Genomic DNA, 17,220 nt, shown 5'->3' on the forward strand with positions numbered 1-17,220 from the left:
GTATGGAAGACAGCACGATGAAACGGCGCGGCTTGATGCTCGTTCTGTCTTCGCCTTCCGGAGCGGGCAAAACATCCATTTCGCGCCGCCTTCTGGAGCTGGATGACAATCTCTCCCTGTCGATCTCGGCGACGACGCGGCCGCGCCGTCCCGCGGAGACCGAGGGTGTGCACTACTTCTTCGTGTCGGAAATGCGTTTTGACGAGATGGTCAAACAAGACGAGTTGTTCGAGCATGCCGTGGTTTTCGGTCAGCAGTACGGGACCCCGCGGCAGCCTGTCGAAGAGGCACTGGACGCTGGCCGCGACGTACTGTTCGACATCGACTGGCAGGGTACTCAGCAGGTTGCGGAAAAAGCGCGCGAAGACCTGGTGAGTGTCTTTATCCTGCCGCCCTCCACAGCGGAGTTGGAGCGTCGCCTGCACAGCCGGGCCCAGGATAGTGACGAGGTGGTGCGGGGCCGCATGGCCAAGGCCGCGGATGAGATGAGCCACTGGGCCGAGTACGACTACATCATCATCAATCACGATCTTGAGCAGAGCGTCGCCCAGGTCGAGGCAATCTTGACGGCGGAGCGCTTGAGGCGCGAGCGGCGTGCCGGGCTTCGAGACTTCGTCGAAGGACTCAGGCTGGGCCGCTAGCGGTTGTTCAAGCCGTCCGGTTTTGATCGAGCCGCTGCGCCAGCTTGCAAAAATCTACGACACTCAGTTGTTCTGCCCGCGCCGTCGGTGTCAGGCCGAGTTCTTCTATCGTTTCGACGGCATCTTCAAAGAGTGATTTCAGGCTCTGGCGCAGCATCTTCCGCCGTTGCCCGAAGGCCGCCGCGGTCACGCGCTCAAGGCTCTTGAGGGTGACAGCAGCCAGAGGCTCTTCACGCGGTTCAAGTGAGACGACTGAAGAGGTAACCTTCGGCGGCGGCGTGAACGCGCGCGGCGGAACATCGAACAGGGTTCGTACGTCACAGAGCCACTGCGTGATGACAGTCAGGCGTCCGTAGTGACGGCTGCCCGGCGCCGCCGTCAACCGCTCGGCCACTTCCTTCTGAAACATCAAGGTCAGTGTGGCAAAGGCGGCAGGGTTCTCCGCGAGCGCCTTCAACCAGCCGATCAACAAGGCGGTCGAGATGTTGTAGGGCAGATTGCTGACGATCTGGCGCGGCGTCTCTCCGAGCTGTTCCAGCGCGAGGGTCAGGGCGTCGCCCTCAACGACCTCCAGACGGTCCGGATAAGCGGCCGCCAACTCTGCAAGCGCATCAAGACAACGCCGGTCTTTTTCGACGGCGATGACCCGTTCCGCGCCTTCGTTCAGCAGGGCTCTTGTAAGGCCACCTGGCCCCGGGCCCACTTCGATCACCGTGCCCTTGGTCAAGGAAGGTGCGCTGCGGGCGATCCGGCCGGTCAGGTTGAGGTCGAGCAGGAAGTGTTGCCCCAGTGCCTTGCGGGCGCCCAGTCCGTATCTGGCAATGACCTCGCGTAGGGGCGGTAGTGGTGGATGGGGGTTATCCATGGGCGGCGGTACCCGCTGCCTGCGTCATCTCAGCGGCCATTTGAAGGGCGGCGATAAGACTGGCTGGAGAGGCTTTCCCTTGCCCCGCTATGTCCAAGGCCGTGCCGTGATCCGGTGATGTTCGGACGATGGGCAGCCCGAGCGTGACATTGACGCCGCGTTCAAAGTCGATCGTCTTGATGGGGATCAGGGCCTGATCGTGGTACATGCACAGAGCTGCGTCGTAGCCTCGGCGTGCCTCGGGATGAAACAGGCTGTCCGCGGGCAAGGGACCGGAAAGCGCAATTCCTTCGGCGCGCAGTGCATCCACCGCCGGCTGGATGATGCGTGTCTCTTCGTGGCCGAGCTGGCCGCCTTCACCGGCATGTGGGTTCAGGCCGGCGACCGCCAGTCTTGGATTCTTGATGCCGAAATGAGACTTGAGAGCCTCGGCCGTCGTGCGGCCGGTCTGCTCTATGAGTTCGGCGGTGAGCGTTTTCGGGACATGGCTCAAAGGCTGGTGGACGGTCACCGGTACCACCCGCAGGGCGGCGCAGGCCAGCATCATTACCGGTGGCTTTTGCGACCCACAGAGTTCTGCCAGAAACTCGGTATGCCCCGGATGGGCGAAGCCCGCGTCCATGAGCACCTGTTTGTGGATCGGATTGGTGACGACGGCTGAGGCGGCGCCGTCCAGCGTCAATGCGACCGCTTCGCGGATGGAGTCCAGAGCCGCTCCGGCATTGGCCCCTGACGGATGTCCCGGTTCGGCCTGCACCTCTGTGCGCAGTGGCAATACCGGCAGAGCATGATTGAACGCGGCAACGCACTGTGACGGATCGTCGAGCGTCTCCACAGCCACGTTCAGGCCGAGAGACCTTGCCAGGGCCTTCAGGCGTCCCGGATCGTCAACAAGGAAAAACGGCGCAAGAGCCAAGTCGCGCCGTTGAAGCCAGGCTTTCAGGGCGATCTCGCCGCCGACCCCGGAGGGCTCGCCCATGGTCAAAGCCAGAGGCCGCGGCGGAGCGTGGGAGGGCTGTGCCGGGCTGCTTATACTGTGCGGCACTGTTGGGGTCTCACGAAGAGCCCGAAGAAGTCATATCCGCACGTCCACGTTGGCCGTGCGGCGCAGTTCCTGCAGAGAACGCTGGGCCAGCTGGTTGAGGCGTTCGTTGACCAGGTTGCTTTGGATCCGCGAACGGTCGATCTCCTGCCCCTCGTTTTTACGCATGTCGCGCACGAGAAGGATGGTGAAGCCGGCCGGCGTGCGCACAGGGATGGAGACCTGGCCGGGTCCCATCTGTGCCAGGGCCAGGTTGAGTTCTTCGGCCAATTCGCCGTCCTGCACCCAACCCCGGTCACCACCCAGACTGGCGGTTGCGGATTGTGAGAACTGCCGGGCGAGTCCGGCGAAATTGGCGCCGGCGCGAACCTGTTCCAGCAGGCGGTTCGCATTCGCCAGGGCTTCCTGTTCCTGAGCTGCCGATTCTACCGCCACGAATATCTCTGCAACCCGGCGCTCGATCGACCCTTGGCGGGCGGTCAAGCGGTCGACCACCACCTGGACTTCTTCGTTCGAGATTTCGATCGTCGGCCGCAGACGCCTTTGGACAACGTTTTCCCAGGCGATCTGCGCTCTTATCTGATCGATCAGCGTGGTCGGGATGATACCTCGGTTGCGCAGCATCGTCAGGAATTGGCCCTCTGACATATTGTTTTGCTGAGATATCTGCTCCAGAGCCCGGGCCACCTGATCGTCGGAGACAGAGATGTCGAGGCGCTGGGCTTCCTGCATCTGAAGTCGCTCGTCAATCAGGCCGCGCAGTACCTGCGGCGTGAGCCGGCGCCGAACATCTTGAGAGTCCTGTACCCCGGCTCCGACAATGGCCAAGCGCATCCGCATCGCCAGATCGAGTACGGAGATAACCTCGTCGTTCACCACGGCCGCAGGACGAAATGCATCCTGAGCGCGAACCGGGAAGGCTGATAGTACCGCCACTGCTAGGGCGCAAAAAAATACCAGAACAAATCCGGGCCGCTTCTCTTGCCCGGTGTCGCTGAACTCTCGTAAAGACATGCTGAGATCCCTAGAAATCGCGCCGCCACTATATCCTGTCCCGCGGCAGCGATTCAAACGGAAGCTGGCCTGGCAGAGATGGTGGCGTTGTCTGTTCGACCGCCCGTTAAGGCAGGCGCTGGCTAGCCGCCGCTGACGCTGCCAAGATGTTTGAAGACGACGCGAACGAAGACGCTGTCTTCCGGCTCGATATCACGGTCGCTGAAGGATGTCCTCTCCGCGATCCCCTCAATGAGGAAGCAGTCGTCCTGATAGGCCAGGCTGATGGCGGTTTCCAGAGACGAATCTTCGATAAGGTCCCGCCGGTGACTAAAGCCGACAGACCAATACTCACTTAGGCGTGAGTTGATTCCAAAGCGCAGCTCTTCGCGGTCGCCGAATTCATCCGTCTCCGGATCCTGGGTCTGACTGATGAAGAAGTACGAGAGGTCGAGGTTGAGGGCCGGCGGACCGATATTCAGGTCGAATTCGTTTCTGTCGGCGTTGTAGTCATCCTTGTCCAACCGGAAGCGATACAGCAGATCGACATACTTGATCGGAGTCAGCTGAACGCGGCCGACGATGTCCGATTCTTGATCCTCAAGCCCGGAGCCTTCGGCGAAGGCATCCCGGTTTTCCGAGAAGCGGTAACTCTGGCCGATAAGGGCGCCTGCAGACCCTTCGTCGCCGAAGGTCGCTGTCCACTTCAGGCCATAGTCGATGCGGCTGCCCGAGTCGACGCGATCGTTTCCGGCAAAGCGATTGAGGTTGAAAAGATTGGTGTCGTCGAACTCGAAGTCCTGGCTGTCTTCGTTCGGGATGGTCCCGGGGTTCGATCCGTTGGGTGCGAGAACGCCCTGCACGATCGGCTCAATTACCTGCCTGAAGGATCCATCCTGGCGGGCCCAGGGATAGCGCCACTTGACGGCCAGTTGCGGGAAGACCCGCCCGGTCGTATCGCTGCCGGGTGCGTTCGCGGGGTTCACATCGTTTGAATTGCGGTCGACCCCGTTGACCCAATAGCCGTCAGTCTGCAGCTGCGCGGTCAGCTCGTAGAGGTCGCCCAGGGGGCTGGTGTAGGGAACGTGATAGCCAGTGATCAGGGAAAGGCGCCGGCTGTCGCGGCCTTCTTCGCGGGTCAGTACCTGCAAGTTGGCGTCTGCCGTGTAGCGCGCGCCTGGCAGGCCAACGCCAGGCTCGCTCACGAAGTTATAATCGGCCAGCGGCACCACGATCGGTATCTCGCCGTCTACATCGGTACTGCGCAGCCCCTGATAGGCGAAACCGCGCACAGCGGCATGGTTCCGTCCTTTCAAGCCCTCCAGATAGGCCGTGCTCTCCAGCGTGCGCTCGGTGTTGAAGTCGAAGGCGCGGAGATAGGTGTCGTCGGTGGTTCTGTTGACGTCGAAACCCCAGCGCCAAGTGCTGTCGATATCGAACTTGCCTTCAGCGTCGATATGGCCGCGGAAACGGTCATCCTCGACGTTGCCGTCGTTTTCGTCGCGGTCGGCAATGGTGGCGCTGCCGGCGATCTCGATCTCACCGTTCTCGAAGAGCTGCCGGTACTCGCCAGTCAGGTTGATGCCCTGTTCGGTCGAGAGGATCGGTGCGATGGTGAGGTCTTTGGTATCGTCGATTACCCAGTAGTACGGGATCGTTGTGGAGAAGCCGAGGAAGTCGCTGGAGCCGACTGTCGGCGCCAGGAAACCGCTGCGGCGGTCCACGGTCGGATCCGGATGGGAGAAATAAGGCGTATAGATGACCGGGATGCCGAAAAACTCGAGCCAGGCATCGCGGTAGATAATGTCCTGCGACTCCTGATCATGAGTCACCTCGGCGGCTTTGATCTGCCAGAGAGGGGCGCGGCTCGGGTCCTCCCGACACAGCTCGCATGGGCTGAAGACGCCCCTGCGGAATTGAGTGCGGTTGCCGCCGCTGCGCGTTCCGCTTGCAGCGGCGATGCGTGAGTCGTCGGCCATCAGGACCCGGATATCGCGGACAAATCCCTCTTTGAGATCGCCTGTCAGTTCGACGAAATCGGCGAAGACCGTGTCGCCGGTGGCTTCGATCAAAGTCACGTTGCCTTCCGCCGTCACCACGTCGGCATTCAGGTCGTAAGTGACCTTGTCGGCAAGCAGGACCCGGTCCTCTTGCGATATCTCGACACTTCCGGAAGCGATGACCAAGCCGTTGTTTTCGTCATAGGTCAACTGGTCAGCCGTAATGAGTGCCGGAATCTCCCCCAGCGCATCCAACTCGAGTGTCTGCGCGACAGCGTCACCGACACCGATTATCGGCAAATCGGTGACCGACAAAAAAGAAATGGCGGCGGCTATGGCCACCGCTCGCCCCAATCCCCCCTGCATCGTATCTAGCCTATCCGTCCTCCAAGTGAAGCAACATCGCCGCGCCCAACATCAACGACACGCCTGCTGGAGTCCAGGCGGCCAACACAACGGGTATGGTACCTGAAAGTCCAATGGCGAAAACAAAATTGGACATGAAGTACAAAAGAAATCCCGTCAAGAGTCCGGCCATGATGACGAGGCCGACCCGGCCGCGCCGTTGCGTGCGCATCGAAAAGGTTGCCGCGAGCAGAACCATAGCAGCAAAAAGCATGGGCAAGGCCAACAGCCGGTGCAACTGTAGACGGTGCGGCAAGGCCGAGAATCCCGCGGCGTCCATGACTTCGATGAACTCCGGCAGGTTCCAGAAAGCTATCGTTTCCGGTGGGGCGAAGCTCTCCTGGATCTTGTCCACGGTCAGATCGGTCGGAATGTCAAACTCTTCATGATAGACGGAAGCTTCGCCGGGTTTTGAGAACCAGGCCTCGGAGAGGCGCCAGCGGCGCTCCTGAAGCTGCGCCCGGTCGGCATCGATACGGCTCTGGAAACGGTCGCCTTCGGCATAACGAAAGACAATTACGTCATGGAGCAGGACCGAACCGGGGCTCACCCTGGTTGCATGGATGACCGATTGGCCATCGCGGTCGGCCTGCCGCAACCAAAGCCCGGTCTTGGAGACGGCAAGAAAACTCGTCTCATTGTGAATGTAGTTGGCTTCCAGCCGCTCAAAACGGCTGAGGAGCACCGATGCGAGGGGGTTGAGCGCCGTGACGGTCAGGCAACCAACCAGCAGGGCGCTGCCGAGGACCGGCAATAGGAACTGCCAAACAGAAACACCTGCTGCCCGTGCCACGACCAACTCGTGCGACCGGGTGAGACGCCAGAAAGTCGTCATTGCGGCAAACAGGACGGTAAAGGCCATCGCCTCCTGACTGAGATGAGGCAGCTTGAGCAGCGCCATTTCCAAGGTCAGAGAAAGGGATGCATCTTTGGTGGCCAGCCGATCGATCAGATCCACCACCGTCGCCAGAAAGATAATGGCGACGATGGCGAAGGTGAAAGTGGCGAAACTCAGGAAAAACTGGCGCGCGATGTACTTGGTCAGGGTTGGCGAAAGTCGCAGGCGCCGCATCGCGGGTAGTGTGGAGGCCATACTCATGATGCGCCGGCCTCGCTCAGCGGCTCCTGGCTGCGCCTTGCCGGTTTCCGCAGAAGGACAAAGAAACTCAACCCGATGGAGACCACAACCGTTATGTACATGACCGGTATGGCAGCCGGATCGCGGCCCGCCAAGTCGTGCAACGACAGGGAAACGCCCTCCAGAGCCGCAACACAGGCGATGGCGGCGAGAATCCTTCTTGCCTGGCCCCGTCGATTGAACTCCCCAGCCAGCAAGGCGGCCATCCCGATGACCACAAAGACAAGGCTGTAAAGCGGGCTTACGATCCGATGGTGCCCCTCAGCCAGAAGCTCCAGACGGTAATGCTGATCGAGGCTGTCATCGCTTGGGATCAGCAACTCGTGAAGAAACCGCTCTTTAGGTTCGCGCCAGCGTGATTGCCGGGCGCTGCCGAATTCGGCTAGTTCAACGGTATAGCGGTCAAAGTACAAGAGTGAGAAACGGCCGGTGCCGGGCTCGACCTCCTGCCGGTTACCGTTCTCCATCACGACCCGCGGGCCGGACTCGCTGGGCACCAGAGCACCGCGTTCGGCCATCATGGTCACTGGCTTACCTGGTTCCCGGTTGTCGTGAACCAAGATGCCTCGCAATTCGCCCTCGGATGAGCGTTCGCGCACATAGACGGTTATTTCATCGGTGACCGCCGTAAAGACGCCTTCCTGCAGCAGAATCGCAGAAAAATCGCTTCTGAATTCGTGCTGAAGGTCTTTGAAGTGCCGAAATGACGCAGGCAGGAAATAGAGGGAGATCGCATAGACGCCCAGGGTCACGACGATACCCAGGATGATGGCCGGGCGGGCAAGCTGCATCTGCGACAGCCCGGCGGCCCGCATTACCACCATTTCGCTGTCCATCGCCAGTTTATGATAGACGAAAAGCGCCGCGACGAAGCAGGCAACCGGAAGGACCACACCCAAAAAGGACGGCAGAAGCAGCCCGACAAAGGTCAGGAAGGTCGAGGCGGGCAGGCCACGGTTCACGATATAGTCGATCAGACGCAGTGACTGCGTCAGCCATATCGCAAAGGTGAGGGCCAGGGTGACGAAAATAGTAGCCGTCACCAGCTGCCCGAGTACATAACGCGTTATTGAAGGCATGGAGCCAATCGCTGGGCCTTGGAAATTCAGGAATAGCCTGCCGGGCTCCCCACAGTCCAGCGAATTTCCGCGTGGTAAGCCCCTGGAAACCGGCCGGTTGTCTGCCTGCCCGGCCCATCGTAGTTCCGGGATTTCTGCCACTTGAACTTGCGCCCCGGCGCTGACAGTTTAGGTTTTCCTGTCTCAAACCCGTTTCGCCCCTTGAAGAGGGGCTATGCCGGGTATCCCAGGTCAGTCGATTCTTCCGTGAGGCTATTGATGAACATTTCTTTTGCCGCGCCCAGCGTTCCCGCATCCGGCGCCCTCGTCGTCGGCGTTCTGGAGGGGGGGAAGCTCACCTCTTCGGCCAACAACTTGAACAAACTGACCGGTGGTGCCGTTGAGCGGGCCATCGCGGCCAGCACCTTTTCCGGCAAGCGCGCGGAACTGCTTGAAATCGTGGCGCCGGCCGGCCTGGAGAACAGCCGAATTCTGCTGGTCGGCATGGCCGCGCCGGCCAAGCTCTCCGAAAAGGACCTGCAGGACATCGGCGGTGGTATCGCCGGTCATCTGCTGCGGGTCGGCGAGGAGAAGGCGGCGATCCTGATCGACAACCTGCGGGGCGGCAAGAATGCCGCCGAACGGGCGGCGAACTCGGCCTACGGCGCCTTGCTGCGCAGCTATCGTTTCGGCAAATACAAGACCAAGGACAAGGCAGAGAAGAAGCCGAAGCTGAAGGAAATCAAATTCCTCCTTGAGGAGGCTGCAGCGGCCCGGCGGGCCTATCAGCGCCTTGAGAAAGTCGCCGAGGGCGTCTTCCTGACCCGGGATCTGGTTAGCGAACCGGCCAATATCCTCTATCCGAAGTCGCTGGTTGCCGAGGCCAAGAAGCTCACCAAGCTTGGGATCAAGGTTCAGGCTTTGGGCGAGAAAGAGATGGCCAAGCTGGGCATGGGCTCGCTCCTGGGGGTCGGCCAGGGGTCGGCCCGGGAATCGCAATTGCTCGTGATGGTCTGGCAGGGCGCGCCGTCGGCCAAGGATAAGGCGCCGCTGGCCTTTGTCGGCAAGGGTGTGACCTTCGACACCGGCGGCATCTCGCTTAAGCCGGCCGCCGGCATGGAAGACATGAAATGGGATATGGGCGGCGCCGGTACCGTCGTCGGGCTCATGAAAGCCCTGGCCGGCCGCAAGGCGAAGGTGAATGCCGTCGGTGTTTGCGGGTTGGTTGAAAACATGCCCTCCAGCAACGCTCAGCGGCCCGGCGACGTCGTTACCTCGATGTCCGGCCAGACTATCGAAGTCTTGAACACCGACGCCGAGGGGCGCTTGGTTCTTGCTGATGCACTCTGGTACACCCAGGAGAAATTCAAGCCGAAGTTGATTGTCGACTTGGCGACCCTTACCGGTGCGATCATCATCTCCCTGGGCCACGAGAACGCGGGCCTGTTCAGCAACGACGACAAGCTGTCCGATCAGTTGACCGCCGCGGGCAAGGAGGTTGGCGAGCATGTTTGGCGCCTTCCGCTCAGCGCCGAGTACGACAAGCTGATCGACTGCGAGATCGCTGATATGAAAAACATCAGCGGCGGGCGGGCCGGCGGATCCATTACCGCCGCCCAGTTCCTTCAGCGCTTCATCAAGAACGGGACGCCCTGGGCACATCTCGACATTGCCGGCACGGCTTGGTCCTCCAAGGAAAAGCCGACGATCCCCAAGGGCGGAACCGGCTACGGCGTGCGGCTGCTGGACAGCTTTGTCGCCAAGAACCACGAGAAATAGCCGGGCAGGGGGCAGGGACCACAGCGTCTTTGCCCCCGATGCCGGGCCGGGGGGCGGGCAACGCAATCAGCGATCATGGCCGAGGTTCGATTCTATCACCTGACGCGGACATCCCTGGACAGGGCTCTGCCCCAAATGCTGGAAAAAACCCTGGAGCGTGGCCAGCGTGCGGTTGTCCGTGCAAGCTCGGAAGAAAGGGTGGAAGCGCTGGCGACCGGGCTTTGGACCTACAATGACCGAAGCTTTCTGCCGCACGGCAGCCTGAAAGACGGCCGGGGGGAGCGCCAGCCGATCTGGCTGACTACCCAGCCGGATGCCCCGAACGGGGCCGAAGTCCTGTTTCTGACCGACGGCAGCAGTACTGAGAACCTGGAAGGCTTCGCACTCTGCGCCATTCTTTTCGATGGCCATGACGAAGAGGCCGTCACCGCCGCCCGCGGCCAGTGGAGCGGACTGAAGGAGGCCGGTCACGAGGTCACCTATTGGCAGCAGGACGATGCCGGCCGCTGGAGCCAGAAAGCTTAGGCGCTCGAAGCTGGCTCCTGGAGGCGGGGCGCCTAAGGAAGCTGTTTCTGCACGCTCTCTGCTGCCTCGCGAAGCCATGTTCGAAAGGCCTGGAAAGCCGGATCGCTGTTTTCCTCTTCCGGATAAACCAGGAAATAGGCGCCGACTTCTGTCGGCGGCATGTCGAAAGGGGTCACCAGGCGCCCGGCCTTGAGGTCCTCCTCGATGAACAACAGGTCGCCCATGGCCACCCCGTAACCCTGTATTGCCGCCTGAAGGGCGGCATCGAGGAAATCGAAGTCTTCGCCACTCTGGGGATCGATGTCTGTGATGCCGTTGCCGGAGAGCCAGGCCTTCCAATCCAAGTGTTTCGAATCGGAATGGAGCAAGCGATGGTGGACCAAATCCGCCGGCGCGGCCAGCGGAGGTGTGCCTTCGAGCAGGGAGGGCGCGCAGACCGGTGTCATGCGCTCCACCAGCAGCAGGTCGGCATTGGCGCGGGGCGCCCGGGTCTCGGCGAAGATCACCCCGGCGTCAAAGTCCTCTCGCGCCAAGTCGACAGACCACCAGGACGTCGTGAGCTTTATCTGGATGTCCGGCCGGGCATTCTGAAAACGCAGTATCTGCGGCACCAGCCAGCGCACCGCAATGGTTGGCACCGACTTGATCCTGACCTCTCCCGGCCGCTCTTTGACCCGTTCCGCCGCCAGCATGATTTGGTCGAAGGCTTCGCTGAGCGGCGGCAGCAGGCGGCTGCCCGCCTTGGTCAGCGTGACGCTTCGATGGCCCCGGTTGAAGAGGGCGGTCGCGAAATGGTCTTCAAGTGCGTGAACCTGGCGGCTGACCGCCCCCTGGGTGACCGCCAGCTCGTCGGCCGCCTTGGTGAAGCTGCCGAGACGGGCGGCGGCCTCAAAGGCGCGCAGGGCGTTGAGGGGCGGCAGACGGCGTCTCATATGAATGAGTTTTCCTCATGTTATAGATGAGAATTCATCCATTGAGCAGAACGTTTGTCAAGCTTATCTCTATTTAAAACATAGAGATAGTCTCTAGGTCGGAGTTTTCGAGATGGCAGTCCGATATATCAATGATGACGTTTCAGTAATTCCATTTCCAGGGCTGAAGGAACGCGCCCCACAAGTCGTGGGAGGTCCCGATGTGCCGGACGGCGGCGCAAGCGGCGCTGGTCTCTTGCAGCGCTGGATGGCGAGAACGGCGTTGCGCCGCGATCTGCGGCGCTTGCTGAAGGCAAGCCCGCACCTGGTTCGCGATATCGGCCTGGATGAAACCCTGGTGCGTTGGGAGGTGACGCTGCCGTTCTGGCAGGATGGCCCACTACCTCCGGGGACGATCCGCCTGCCGGCCGTTTAACGCTTGGTCTGAAGGCGCCGGGCTCGACCGCGGGGCAGCTTCAGGTTCGCTTCGCGGAACAGGATAAAGAGGCCCGAGAGCATCACAATGGCGGCCCCGATCCAGATGTTGAGGCCCGGGATGTCGCCCCAGAAGATGAAGCCCAGCAGCGTCGCCCAGAGAATGGCGGTGTATTCGAAGGGGGCGACCACGGCGACATCGCCGTACTTGAAAGCGTAGGTCATGAGGATCTGCCCGGTCCCGCCAAGCAGGCCGATGGCGATCAGACCGGCGAAGTCCAGCAGGCTCGGGGTGGTCCAAACAAAGGGCAGGGCCATACCCGATGCCAGCGTACAGACCAAGGTGAAGGAAAAGACGACGGAGGCACCGGTTTCGGTACGCCCGAGTTTGCGCAGTACGATCATGGCCAGGGCAAAGAAGATCGTGCCGATCAGGGCGATGACGGCCACCGGGTTCAGCATACCGGCACCCGGATCGACCATCACGATGACACCACCGAAGCCGATCAAGACCGCGATCCAGCGCCGTGGCCCGACCTTTTCGCCCAGCAGCGGCACCGAAAGGGCGACAACGAAGATCGGGGCGGCAAAGCTGATCGCCACCACGTCCGCCAGAGGCATATGGGCGAAAGCGTAGAAGAAGCAGAACATGGCCGCCACGCCCACCAGAGTACGCAGGGCATGCCCGCTGTAGCTGTTGATCTTCACGGCGTTGACCCAGCCGGTCCGGTAGAGCAGATAGGCCAAAGGCACGAAAGCGAAGAAACTGCGGAAGAAGACGATCTGCAGGGTCGAATAGCGCGACCCGAAATCCTTCACCAGCGCATCCATCAGAGCAAAGAACGCCAGGCTCGCGATCATCAGCAGGATTGCGCGGCCGGTCGAACCGGAGGCTTGTCCGAGCGCCGGCTTGCTGGCGGCAACAAGGGCAGACGGCTTGGTGGTGGCGATGGCCATCGGTGTGCTTCTTCGCTGGGGTTAAGGTCGTCGGAGGATAGGCGTCAAGCGCAGGGGAGAGCAGCGTTGATGCCGCAGGGCAGCACCGCGAAATCTCCCTGTCGCAAATCAAGGGAGTTTTAACTTCCCGTCCATCCGGGTTCCTGCCGATGACCGAGTGTTTTCAATCTTGGGGGGAATACTGGCGGGACAATTTTGCGTTTGATATCAAGATATTAGAGATACTATCCTTGAGCAATGAGCCTGCGGCAAGATCACGGGCCGATGGAGGTGCGGGGGCTTCACACTGGGTTCCTTTACTCCAGCGCCTATCTTGAAGACTTGGCTGGCACGCCACCGCCGGCTCTCCATCCGCGCTTTGAAGAGATGCACCGCTATCTGGAGCACATGAAACCCGCCGGCCTCCTGCCAGGCCGCCAGCACATCGACCCGGTGGATTTCCCGCAGTTTCTGTCACTGATAAACCTCGTCGATGTGGAGTACGTTCACGGACACCGGCGGTTTCGGTTCCGCCTGGTCGGCACCGTGCAGACCGCCATGGCGGGGCGTGACGTGACCGGTATGCCGGTGGATCGGGCGGTCCTGCCGAGCCAGGTCCTGCGCATCACGGGGAATATGGAGTTGGCGGCGCAGAGCGGCCGGCCGGTCTATGATCGCTTCCCGATGCCTCACCCGGACCGTCAATTCATCGAGTCGGAACGGGTTTACTATCCGCTGGCCGCCGACGGCAGGAATGTCGATCTTCTGCTGATCCTGAACGGCTATTTCTAGCGGTCGGCCGAGCGCGCTGGTGTGGTTGAAACTCAGGCTTCTTCCAAGGCCGCCTGCAACTCCAGCCAGCGATCCTCCGCCTCGGCGATGCGCTGCTTCACTTGGCCGAACTTGATCTGCAGGTCTTGCAGCGCCGCCGTCGGGCCGTTGTAGACCTCCGGGTCGGCCAGCTTGGCCTCCAGGGTGAGCTTCTGCTTGCCCAGGCGCTCGACCTCCGCTTCGGCCTGTTTGGCCGCTTTGCGCAGGTCTGCGACGGCAGCGCGGGCTTCGGCCGAGGCGCGGCGGCGATCTTTCTTGGAGACGACCTCTTCGCGCCGGGGTTTCTCCCCGCGCTGTCGGGAACGCTCCTGCCGGCGCTGGTCCATCAGCAGCTTGCGGTAGTCGTCCATGTCGCCCTCGAAGGGCGCGACGGCGCCATCGGCAACCAGCCAGAGCCGGTCGGCGGTGAGCTCGATCAGGTGAGGGTCGTGACTGACAAGGATCACGGCACCTTCGAAGGCGCCGAGTGCCTGGATCAAGGCCTGGCGGGAGTCGACGTCCAGATGGTTGGTCGGCTCGTCGAGGATCAGAACATGCGGTGCATCGCGGCTCATCAGGGCGAAGAGCAGGCGCGCCTTCTCACCGCCGGACAGTTTGCCGACCGCGACCTCCGCCCGGCCGACCCCGAAGCCGAAACGGCCGAGCTGGGCGCGCAGCTTTGTCTCGGTTTCCAGGGGCATGAGCCGCTCCATGTGCTGGAGCGGCGTGGCAGCCAGGTCCAGCTCGTCGGCCTGGTCCTGCGCGAAATAGCCGATCTTCAGCTTGCCGGAGCGGGTCATGCGGCCCTGCATGGCTTTCAGCCTGCCCGCCAGCAGCTTGGAGAGGGTCGACTTGCCGTTGCCGTTGGCGCCGAGCAGGGCGACCCGGTCGTCCATGTCGAGCCGCAGGTTCAGTTGGGAGAGAATGGGTTTCCCGGTCTCGTAGCCGACGGCGGCATCTTCGAGGGTGAGGATCGGCGGCGAGAGCCGGCTGGGCTCCGGAAAAGCGAAGGAGACGGTCCGGTCTTCCATGACCGAGGCGATGGGCTCCATCTTTGCCAGGGCTTTCAGCCGCGACTGGGCCTGGCGGGCCTTACTGGCCTTATAGCGGAAGCGGTCGACGAAGGCCTGGATGTGGCGCCGCTCGGCCTGCTGTTTGGCGTGCAGGGCGGCCTGGTGCTCCATGTGTTCGCGACGCAGCCGCTCGAAGCGGTCGTAGTTACCGGTGTAGGCGGTCAGGCGCTGTTGTTCCAGGTGGATGATCCGATTGACCGCGCGATTCAGCAGCCCGCGGTCGTGGGAGACCAGCAACAGCGTGCCGGGATAGCTCTTCAAAAAGGTTTCCAGCCACAAGGAGGCTTCCAGGTCCAGGTGGTTGGTCGGCTCGTCCAGCAGCAGCAGGTCGGGTGCGGCGAAGAGCAATGCCGCCAGGGCCACGCGCATCCGCCAGCCGCCGGAGAACTCCGCGCAGGGACGCTGCTGGGCCTCCTCGTCAAAACCGAGCCCGGCCAAAATCCTTGCCGCCCGGGCCGGTGCACTCTCCGCCTGGATGGCGGCGAGACGTTCGTGCAATTCGGCGATCCGGGCCGGATCGCGGGCCTCCTCGGCCTCCGCCAGCAGGGCCGTACGCTCGCTGTCTGCGGCCAGCACGGTATCGATCAGGCTGGTCTGACCGGAGGGCGCCTCCTGTGCGACCTTGCCGATCTTGAGTTTGCGCGGGAAGGAGATGCCGCCGGCGTCGGGGTGCAGTTCGCCTGAGATCAGTTTCAGCAGGGTGGTTTTGCCGCTGCCGTTACGCCCCACGAGTCCGACCCGCTCGCCCTTGTTGACGGCGACCGTCGCCCGCTCGAACAGCGGGTCGCCCTGAACGCGGTAGACGAGATCGTTAACGTGCAGCATGAAAATTACCGGCCATGGGCCTGCGCCCGGTTTGTCCCGTTCCTCAATTACGGCAGAGCCGGGTGATAGCACGAGACCGGGATTGCCGAAAGGCCTCGGGACGAGCCAGTTCCAGGGGCTGGGCCGGCTGCTGGGCCGTTGCTCCGCCCCGCCAAAGCGTCTATAAGCCCGGCGCGGAACCAAAAGCAAAAGCGACCGGATCGCGGCGCCAGCCCATCCTTCGCGCGCATTGCATCAATTGAAGGAGAGCCAGAGTCCATGGCCAAGGAACGTACTTTTTCGATCATCAAGCCGGATGCGACCAAGCGCAATATCACGGGCAAGGTCGTCGACCGCCTGGAGGAGGCCGGCCTCAGGGTCGTCGCCAGCAAGCGCATCCATATGACCCGTGCGCAGGCCGAAGGCTTCTACGCCGTTCACCGGGAGCGCCCCTTCTTCGGTGACCTCTGTAACTTCATGACCTCGGGGCCCGTCGTGGTCCAGGTTCTGGAAGGTGACAATGCCATTGCCAAGAACCGTGAGGTGATGGGTGCGACGAACCCCGCCGATGCGGCGCCGGGAACGATCCGGGCGGACTTTGCCGAATCCATCGAGGCCAACTCGGTGCATGGCTCCGACGGCCCGGATACGGCGGCCGAAGAGATCAAGTTCTTCTTCAGCGACGACGAGATCGTCGGCTGAACAGGCCGGTCCGAACCTTAGCGGATCGGGCCTCTGCGGATTGGATTGTCCGGCAATCGTGAAAAAGGGCGGATCCTTTCGGATCCGCCCTTTTTTGTCGATCGGGAAAGGCCCGATTGGATCAGGCTACAAAAGGAAGATTGCCATCAAGACCAGGACGATGACCACGAAGGCCGTCGACCAGGTTATGAAGCGCACAAAGCCCTTCCAGTTTGACTGGTGCTCGCGGAGCAGTTGATTGTCCGACATGAAATAGCCCTGTTCGTTGTTGTCTCGCGGGGATTGGTCGCAGACCCTGCCGATAAGGCCACCCAGCCCGAATCCCCGAGTAATTCCAAAGTATTTTTAGCCTGAGAGCAGCCGACGGGCAAGTCCCAGCGCGCCCTCGGCCAGTGGTAGCGGCGCGGGAACCCCAGCGGTTTGGCCTCTCAGGGTGTTAGCTTTCGGGCGCAGGGTTCAGCAGCGGCCGTTCATCCGCCGTGGCTTGATCCACGACGGCCTTTCCCTGATCGAGCCGTACCCGGCCTTCGGCGATCAGGCGCAGGCAGTGCGGGTAGAGCCGGTGCTCTGCCTGCAGGACGCGGGCGGCCAGTTGCTCCGGGGTGTCGCCGGCCAGCACCGGGACCGCTGCCTGACCGAGGATCGCGCCCTCATCGACACCTTCATTCACAAAGTGAACGCTGCAGCCGTGCAGTTTCACACCGGCGGCCAGGGCCCGGGCATGGGTGTCGAGGCCAGGGAAAAGCGGCAGCAGGGAGGGGTGGATGTTGATGATCCGGTCGCGCCAGCGGCTGACGAAGCTTTCGGAAAGGACCCGCATGAAGCCGGCCAGGCAGACAAGCTCGGCACCCGCGGCTTCCAGGGCCTCGGTCAGGGCGGCCTCGAAGGCGGCCCGGCCTGCAAAGGTGGTGTGGTCGATCGTCTGAGCGGCAACGCCGAAGACCGTGGCATGGTCCAGCCCGCCGGCGCCGGGCCGGTTGGCGATCACGGTGACGACCTCAGCGGGAAACCCGGGTTCGTTTGCCGCCTCAAGCAGGGAGCGGAGATTGCTGCCGCGCCCGGAGATCAGAACCGCAACCTTCATGAATCAGGCCCGTGCTTCG

The 17,220-nt window shown here is 62.1% G+C and carries 17 protein-coding genes; 6 read left to right on the forward strand and 11 right to left on the reverse strand.

Features of this window, described 5'->3' with window-relative positions:
* The first annotated feature begins 2 nt into the window (after positions 1-2).
* Positions 3-641: a guanylate kinase gene (gmk, locus tag ACP146_RS08380; protein WP_422366299.1), complete on the forward strand. Its 639-nt coding sequence runs from the start codon at positions 3-5 to the stop codon at positions 639-641.
* Positions 642-648: 7 nt separating this feature from the next.
* Here gmk and rsmA read toward each other — a convergent pair whose 3' ends face one another.
* The 6 genes from rsmA to lptF form a co-directional block, all read right to left on the reverse strand.
* Positions 649-1,506 carry a 16S rRNA (adenine(1518)-N(6)/adenine(1519)-N(6))-dimethyltransferase RsmA gene (gene rsmA / locus ACP146_RS08385; RefSeq protein ID WP_422366300.1) on the reverse strand — a complete coding sequence of 286 codons (858 nt, stop codon included), beginning with the start codon at positions 1,504-1,506 and terminating at the stop codon, positions 649-651.
* Positions 1,499-2,551: a 4-hydroxythreonine-4-phosphate dehydrogenase PdxA gene (gene pdxA, locus ACP146_RS08390; RefSeq protein WP_422366301.1), complete on the reverse strand. Its 1,053-nt coding sequence runs from the start codon at positions 2,549-2,551 to the stop codon at positions 1,499-1,501. Before pdxA ends, rsmA begins: the two co-directional genes overlap by 8 nt.
* Positions 2,552-2,581: 30 nt before the next feature.
* Positions 2,582-3,562, reverse strand: coding sequence for a peptidylprolyl isomerase (locus ACP146_RS08395; RefSeq protein WP_425032983.1), 981 nt, complete (start codon positions 3,560-3,562; stop codon positions 2,582-2,584).
* A 122-nt stretch (positions 3,563-3,684) separates the two neighbouring features.
* Positions 3,685-5,883 (reverse strand): LPS-assembly protein LptD, encoded by a 2,199-nt coding sequence (locus tag ACP146_RS08400; protein WP_425032435.1) that lies wholly within the window; start codon positions 5,881-5,883, stop codon positions 3,685-3,687.
* Between the two features lie 34 nt (positions 5,884-5,917).
* Complete coding sequence (gene lptG / locus ACP146_RS08405; RefSeq protein ID WP_422366304.1) at positions 5,918-7,045, reverse strand: LPS export ABC transporter permease LptG; 1,128 nt, start codon at positions 7,043-7,045, stop codon at positions 5,918-5,920.
* Positions 7,042-8,163 (reverse strand): LPS export ABC transporter permease LptF, encoded by a 1,122-nt coding sequence (gene lptF / locus ACP146_RS08410; protein WP_422366305.1) that lies wholly within the window; start codon positions 8,161-8,163, stop codon positions 7,042-7,044. The genes lptG and lptF overlap by 4 nt, the downstream gene beginning before the upstream one ends.
* A gap of 258 nt (positions 8,164-8,421) precedes the next feature.
* On the opposite strand from lptF, the gene ACP146_RS08415 reads away from it, so the two are divergent.
* Together ACP146_RS08415 and ACP146_RS08420 are read left to right on the forward strand one after the other, a co-directional pair.
* Complete coding sequence (locus ACP146_RS08415) at positions 8,422-9,921, forward strand: leucyl aminopeptidase (RefSeq protein ID WP_422366306.1); 1,500 nt, start codon at positions 8,422-8,424, stop codon at positions 9,919-9,921.
* 75 nt (positions 9,922-9,996) lie between these two features.
* Positions 9,997-10,446, forward strand: a complete 450-nt coding sequence (locus ACP146_RS08420) for a DNA polymerase III subunit chi (RefSeq protein ID WP_422366307.1) — start codon at positions 9,997-9,999, stop codon at positions 10,444-10,446.
* 32 nt (positions 10,447-10,478) lie between these two features.
* On the opposite strand, the gene gcvA is transcribed toward ACP146_RS08420, so the two are convergent.
* A complete protein-coding gene (gene gcvA / locus ACP146_RS08425) occupies positions 10,479-11,378 on the reverse strand; it encodes a transcriptional regulator GcvA (RefSeq protein ID WP_422366308.1) in 900 nt (299 codons plus the stop codon).
* 202 nt (positions 11,379-11,580) lie between these two features.
* On the opposite strand from gcvA, the gene ACP146_RS08430 reads away from it, so the two are divergent.
* Positions 11,581-11,793, forward strand: a complete 213-nt coding sequence (locus ACP146_RS08430) for a hypothetical protein (RefSeq protein ID WP_422366309.1) — start codon at positions 11,581-11,583, stop codon at positions 11,791-11,793.
* Here the strand turns inward: ACP146_RS08430 and ACP146_RS08435 are convergent.
* Complete coding sequence (locus tag ACP146_RS08435; protein ID WP_422366310.1) at positions 11,790-12,749, reverse strand: DMT family transporter; 960 nt, start codon at positions 12,747-12,749, stop codon at positions 11,790-11,792. The two genes, ACP146_RS08430 and ACP146_RS08435, sit on opposite strands and share 4 nt — an antisense overlap.
* Positions 12,750-12,986: 237 nt before the next feature.
* Between ACP146_RS08435 and ACP146_RS08440 the strand changes: the two genes are divergently transcribed.
* Positions 12,987-13,520 carry a PAS domain-containing protein gene (locus ACP146_RS08440; protein WP_422366311.1) on the forward strand — a complete coding sequence of 178 codons (534 nt, stop codon included), beginning with the start codon at positions 12,987-12,989 and terminating at the stop codon, positions 13,518-13,520.
* A 32-nt stretch (positions 13,521-13,552) separates the two neighbouring features.
* Here the strand turns inward: ACP146_RS08440 and ACP146_RS08445 are convergent, their stop codons facing one another.
* The gene (locus ACP146_RS08445; RefSeq protein ID WP_422366312.1) at positions 13,553-15,436 is read right to left on the reverse strand and encodes an ABC-F family ATP-binding cassette domain-containing protein; all 1,884 of its coding nucleotides are present in this window, start codon (positions 15,434-15,436) and stop codon (positions 13,553-13,555) included.
* Between the two features lie 258 nt (positions 15,437-15,694).
* Here ACP146_RS08445 and ndk point away from each other — a divergent pair, with 258 nt between their 5' ends.
* Positions 15,695-16,117: a nucleoside-diphosphate kinase gene (gene ndk / locus ACP146_RS08450; RefSeq protein WP_422366313.1), complete on the forward strand. Its 423-nt coding sequence runs from the start codon at positions 15,695-15,697 to the stop codon at positions 16,115-16,117.
* Between the two features lie 126 nt (positions 16,118-16,243).
* Here ndk and ACP146_RS08455 read toward each other — a convergent pair whose 3' ends face one another.
* Complete coding sequence (locus ACP146_RS08455) at positions 16,244-16,366, reverse strand: aa3-type cytochrome c oxidase subunit IV (protein ID WP_422366314.1); 123 nt, start codon at positions 16,364-16,366, stop codon at positions 16,244-16,246.
* A gap of 187 nt (positions 16,367-16,553) precedes the next feature.
* Complete coding sequence (gene purN / locus ACP146_RS08460) at positions 16,554-17,201, reverse strand: phosphoribosylglycinamide formyltransferase (RefSeq protein WP_422366315.1); 648 nt, start codon at positions 17,199-17,201, stop codon at positions 16,554-16,556.
* Positions 17,202-17,220: the final 19 nt, after the last annotated feature.

It is taken from the genome of Pelagibius sp., assembly GCF_965249265.1.
Taxonomy (GTDB): Bacteria; Pseudomonadota; Alphaproteobacteria; order Kiloniellales; family Kiloniellaceae; genus Pelagibius.

Bases quoted from the DNA above. Each gene is read 5' to 3' on its own strand.
- gcvA (WP_422366308.1), bottom strand. From the start codon at position 11,378: ATGAGACGCCGTCTGCCGCCCCTCAACGCCCTGCGCGCCTTTGAGGCC.
- gmk (WP_422366299.1), top strand. From the start codon at position 3: ATGGAAGACAGCACGATGAAACGGCGCGGCTTGATGCTCGTTCTGTCT.
- lptG (WP_422366304.1), bottom strand. From the start codon at position 7,045: ATGAGTATGGCCTCCACACTACCCGCGATGCGGCGCCTGCGACTTTCG.
- lptF (WP_422366305.1), bottom strand. From the start codon at position 8,163: ATGCCTTCAATAACGCGTTATGTACTCGGGCAGCTGGTGACGGCTACT.
- ACP146_RS08435 (WP_422366310.1), bottom strand. From the start codon at position 12,749: ATGGCCATCGCCACCACCAAGCCGTCTGCCCTTGTTGCCGCCAGCAAG.
- ACP146_RS08395 (WP_425032983.1), bottom strand. From the start codon at position 3,562: ATGTCTTTACGAGAGTTCAGCGACACCGGGCAAGAGAAGCGGCCCGGA.
- ndk (WP_422366313.1), top strand. From the start codon at position 15,695: ATGGCCAAGGAACGTACTTTTTCGATCATCAAGCCGGATGCGACCAAG.
- ACP146_RS08440 (WP_422366311.1), top strand. From the start codon at position 12,987: ATGAGCCTGCGGCAAGATCACGGGCCGATGGAGGTGCGGGGGCTTCAC.
- ACP146_RS08455 (WP_422366314.1), bottom strand. From the start codon at position 16,366: ATGTCGGACAATCAACTGCTCCGCGAGCACCAGTCAAACTGGAAGGGC.
- ACP146_RS08415 (WP_422366306.1), top strand. From the start codon at position 8,422: ATGAACATTTCTTTTGCCGCGCCCAGCGTTCCCGCATCCGGCGCCCTC.
- rsmA (WP_422366300.1), bottom strand. From the start codon at position 1,506: ATGGATAACCCCCATCCACCACTACCGCCCCTACGCGAGGTCATTGCC.
- purN (WP_422366315.1), bottom strand. From the start codon at position 17,201: ATGAAGGTTGCGGTTCTGATCTCCGGGCGCGGCAGCAATCTCCGCTCC.
- ACP146_RS08420 (WP_422366307.1), top strand. From the start codon at position 9,997: ATGGCCGAGGTTCGATTCTATCACCTGACGCGGACATCCCTGGACAGG.
- ACP146_RS08445 (WP_422366312.1), bottom strand. From the start codon at position 15,436: ATGCTGCACGTTAACGATCTCGTCTACCGCGTTCAGGGCGACCCGCTG.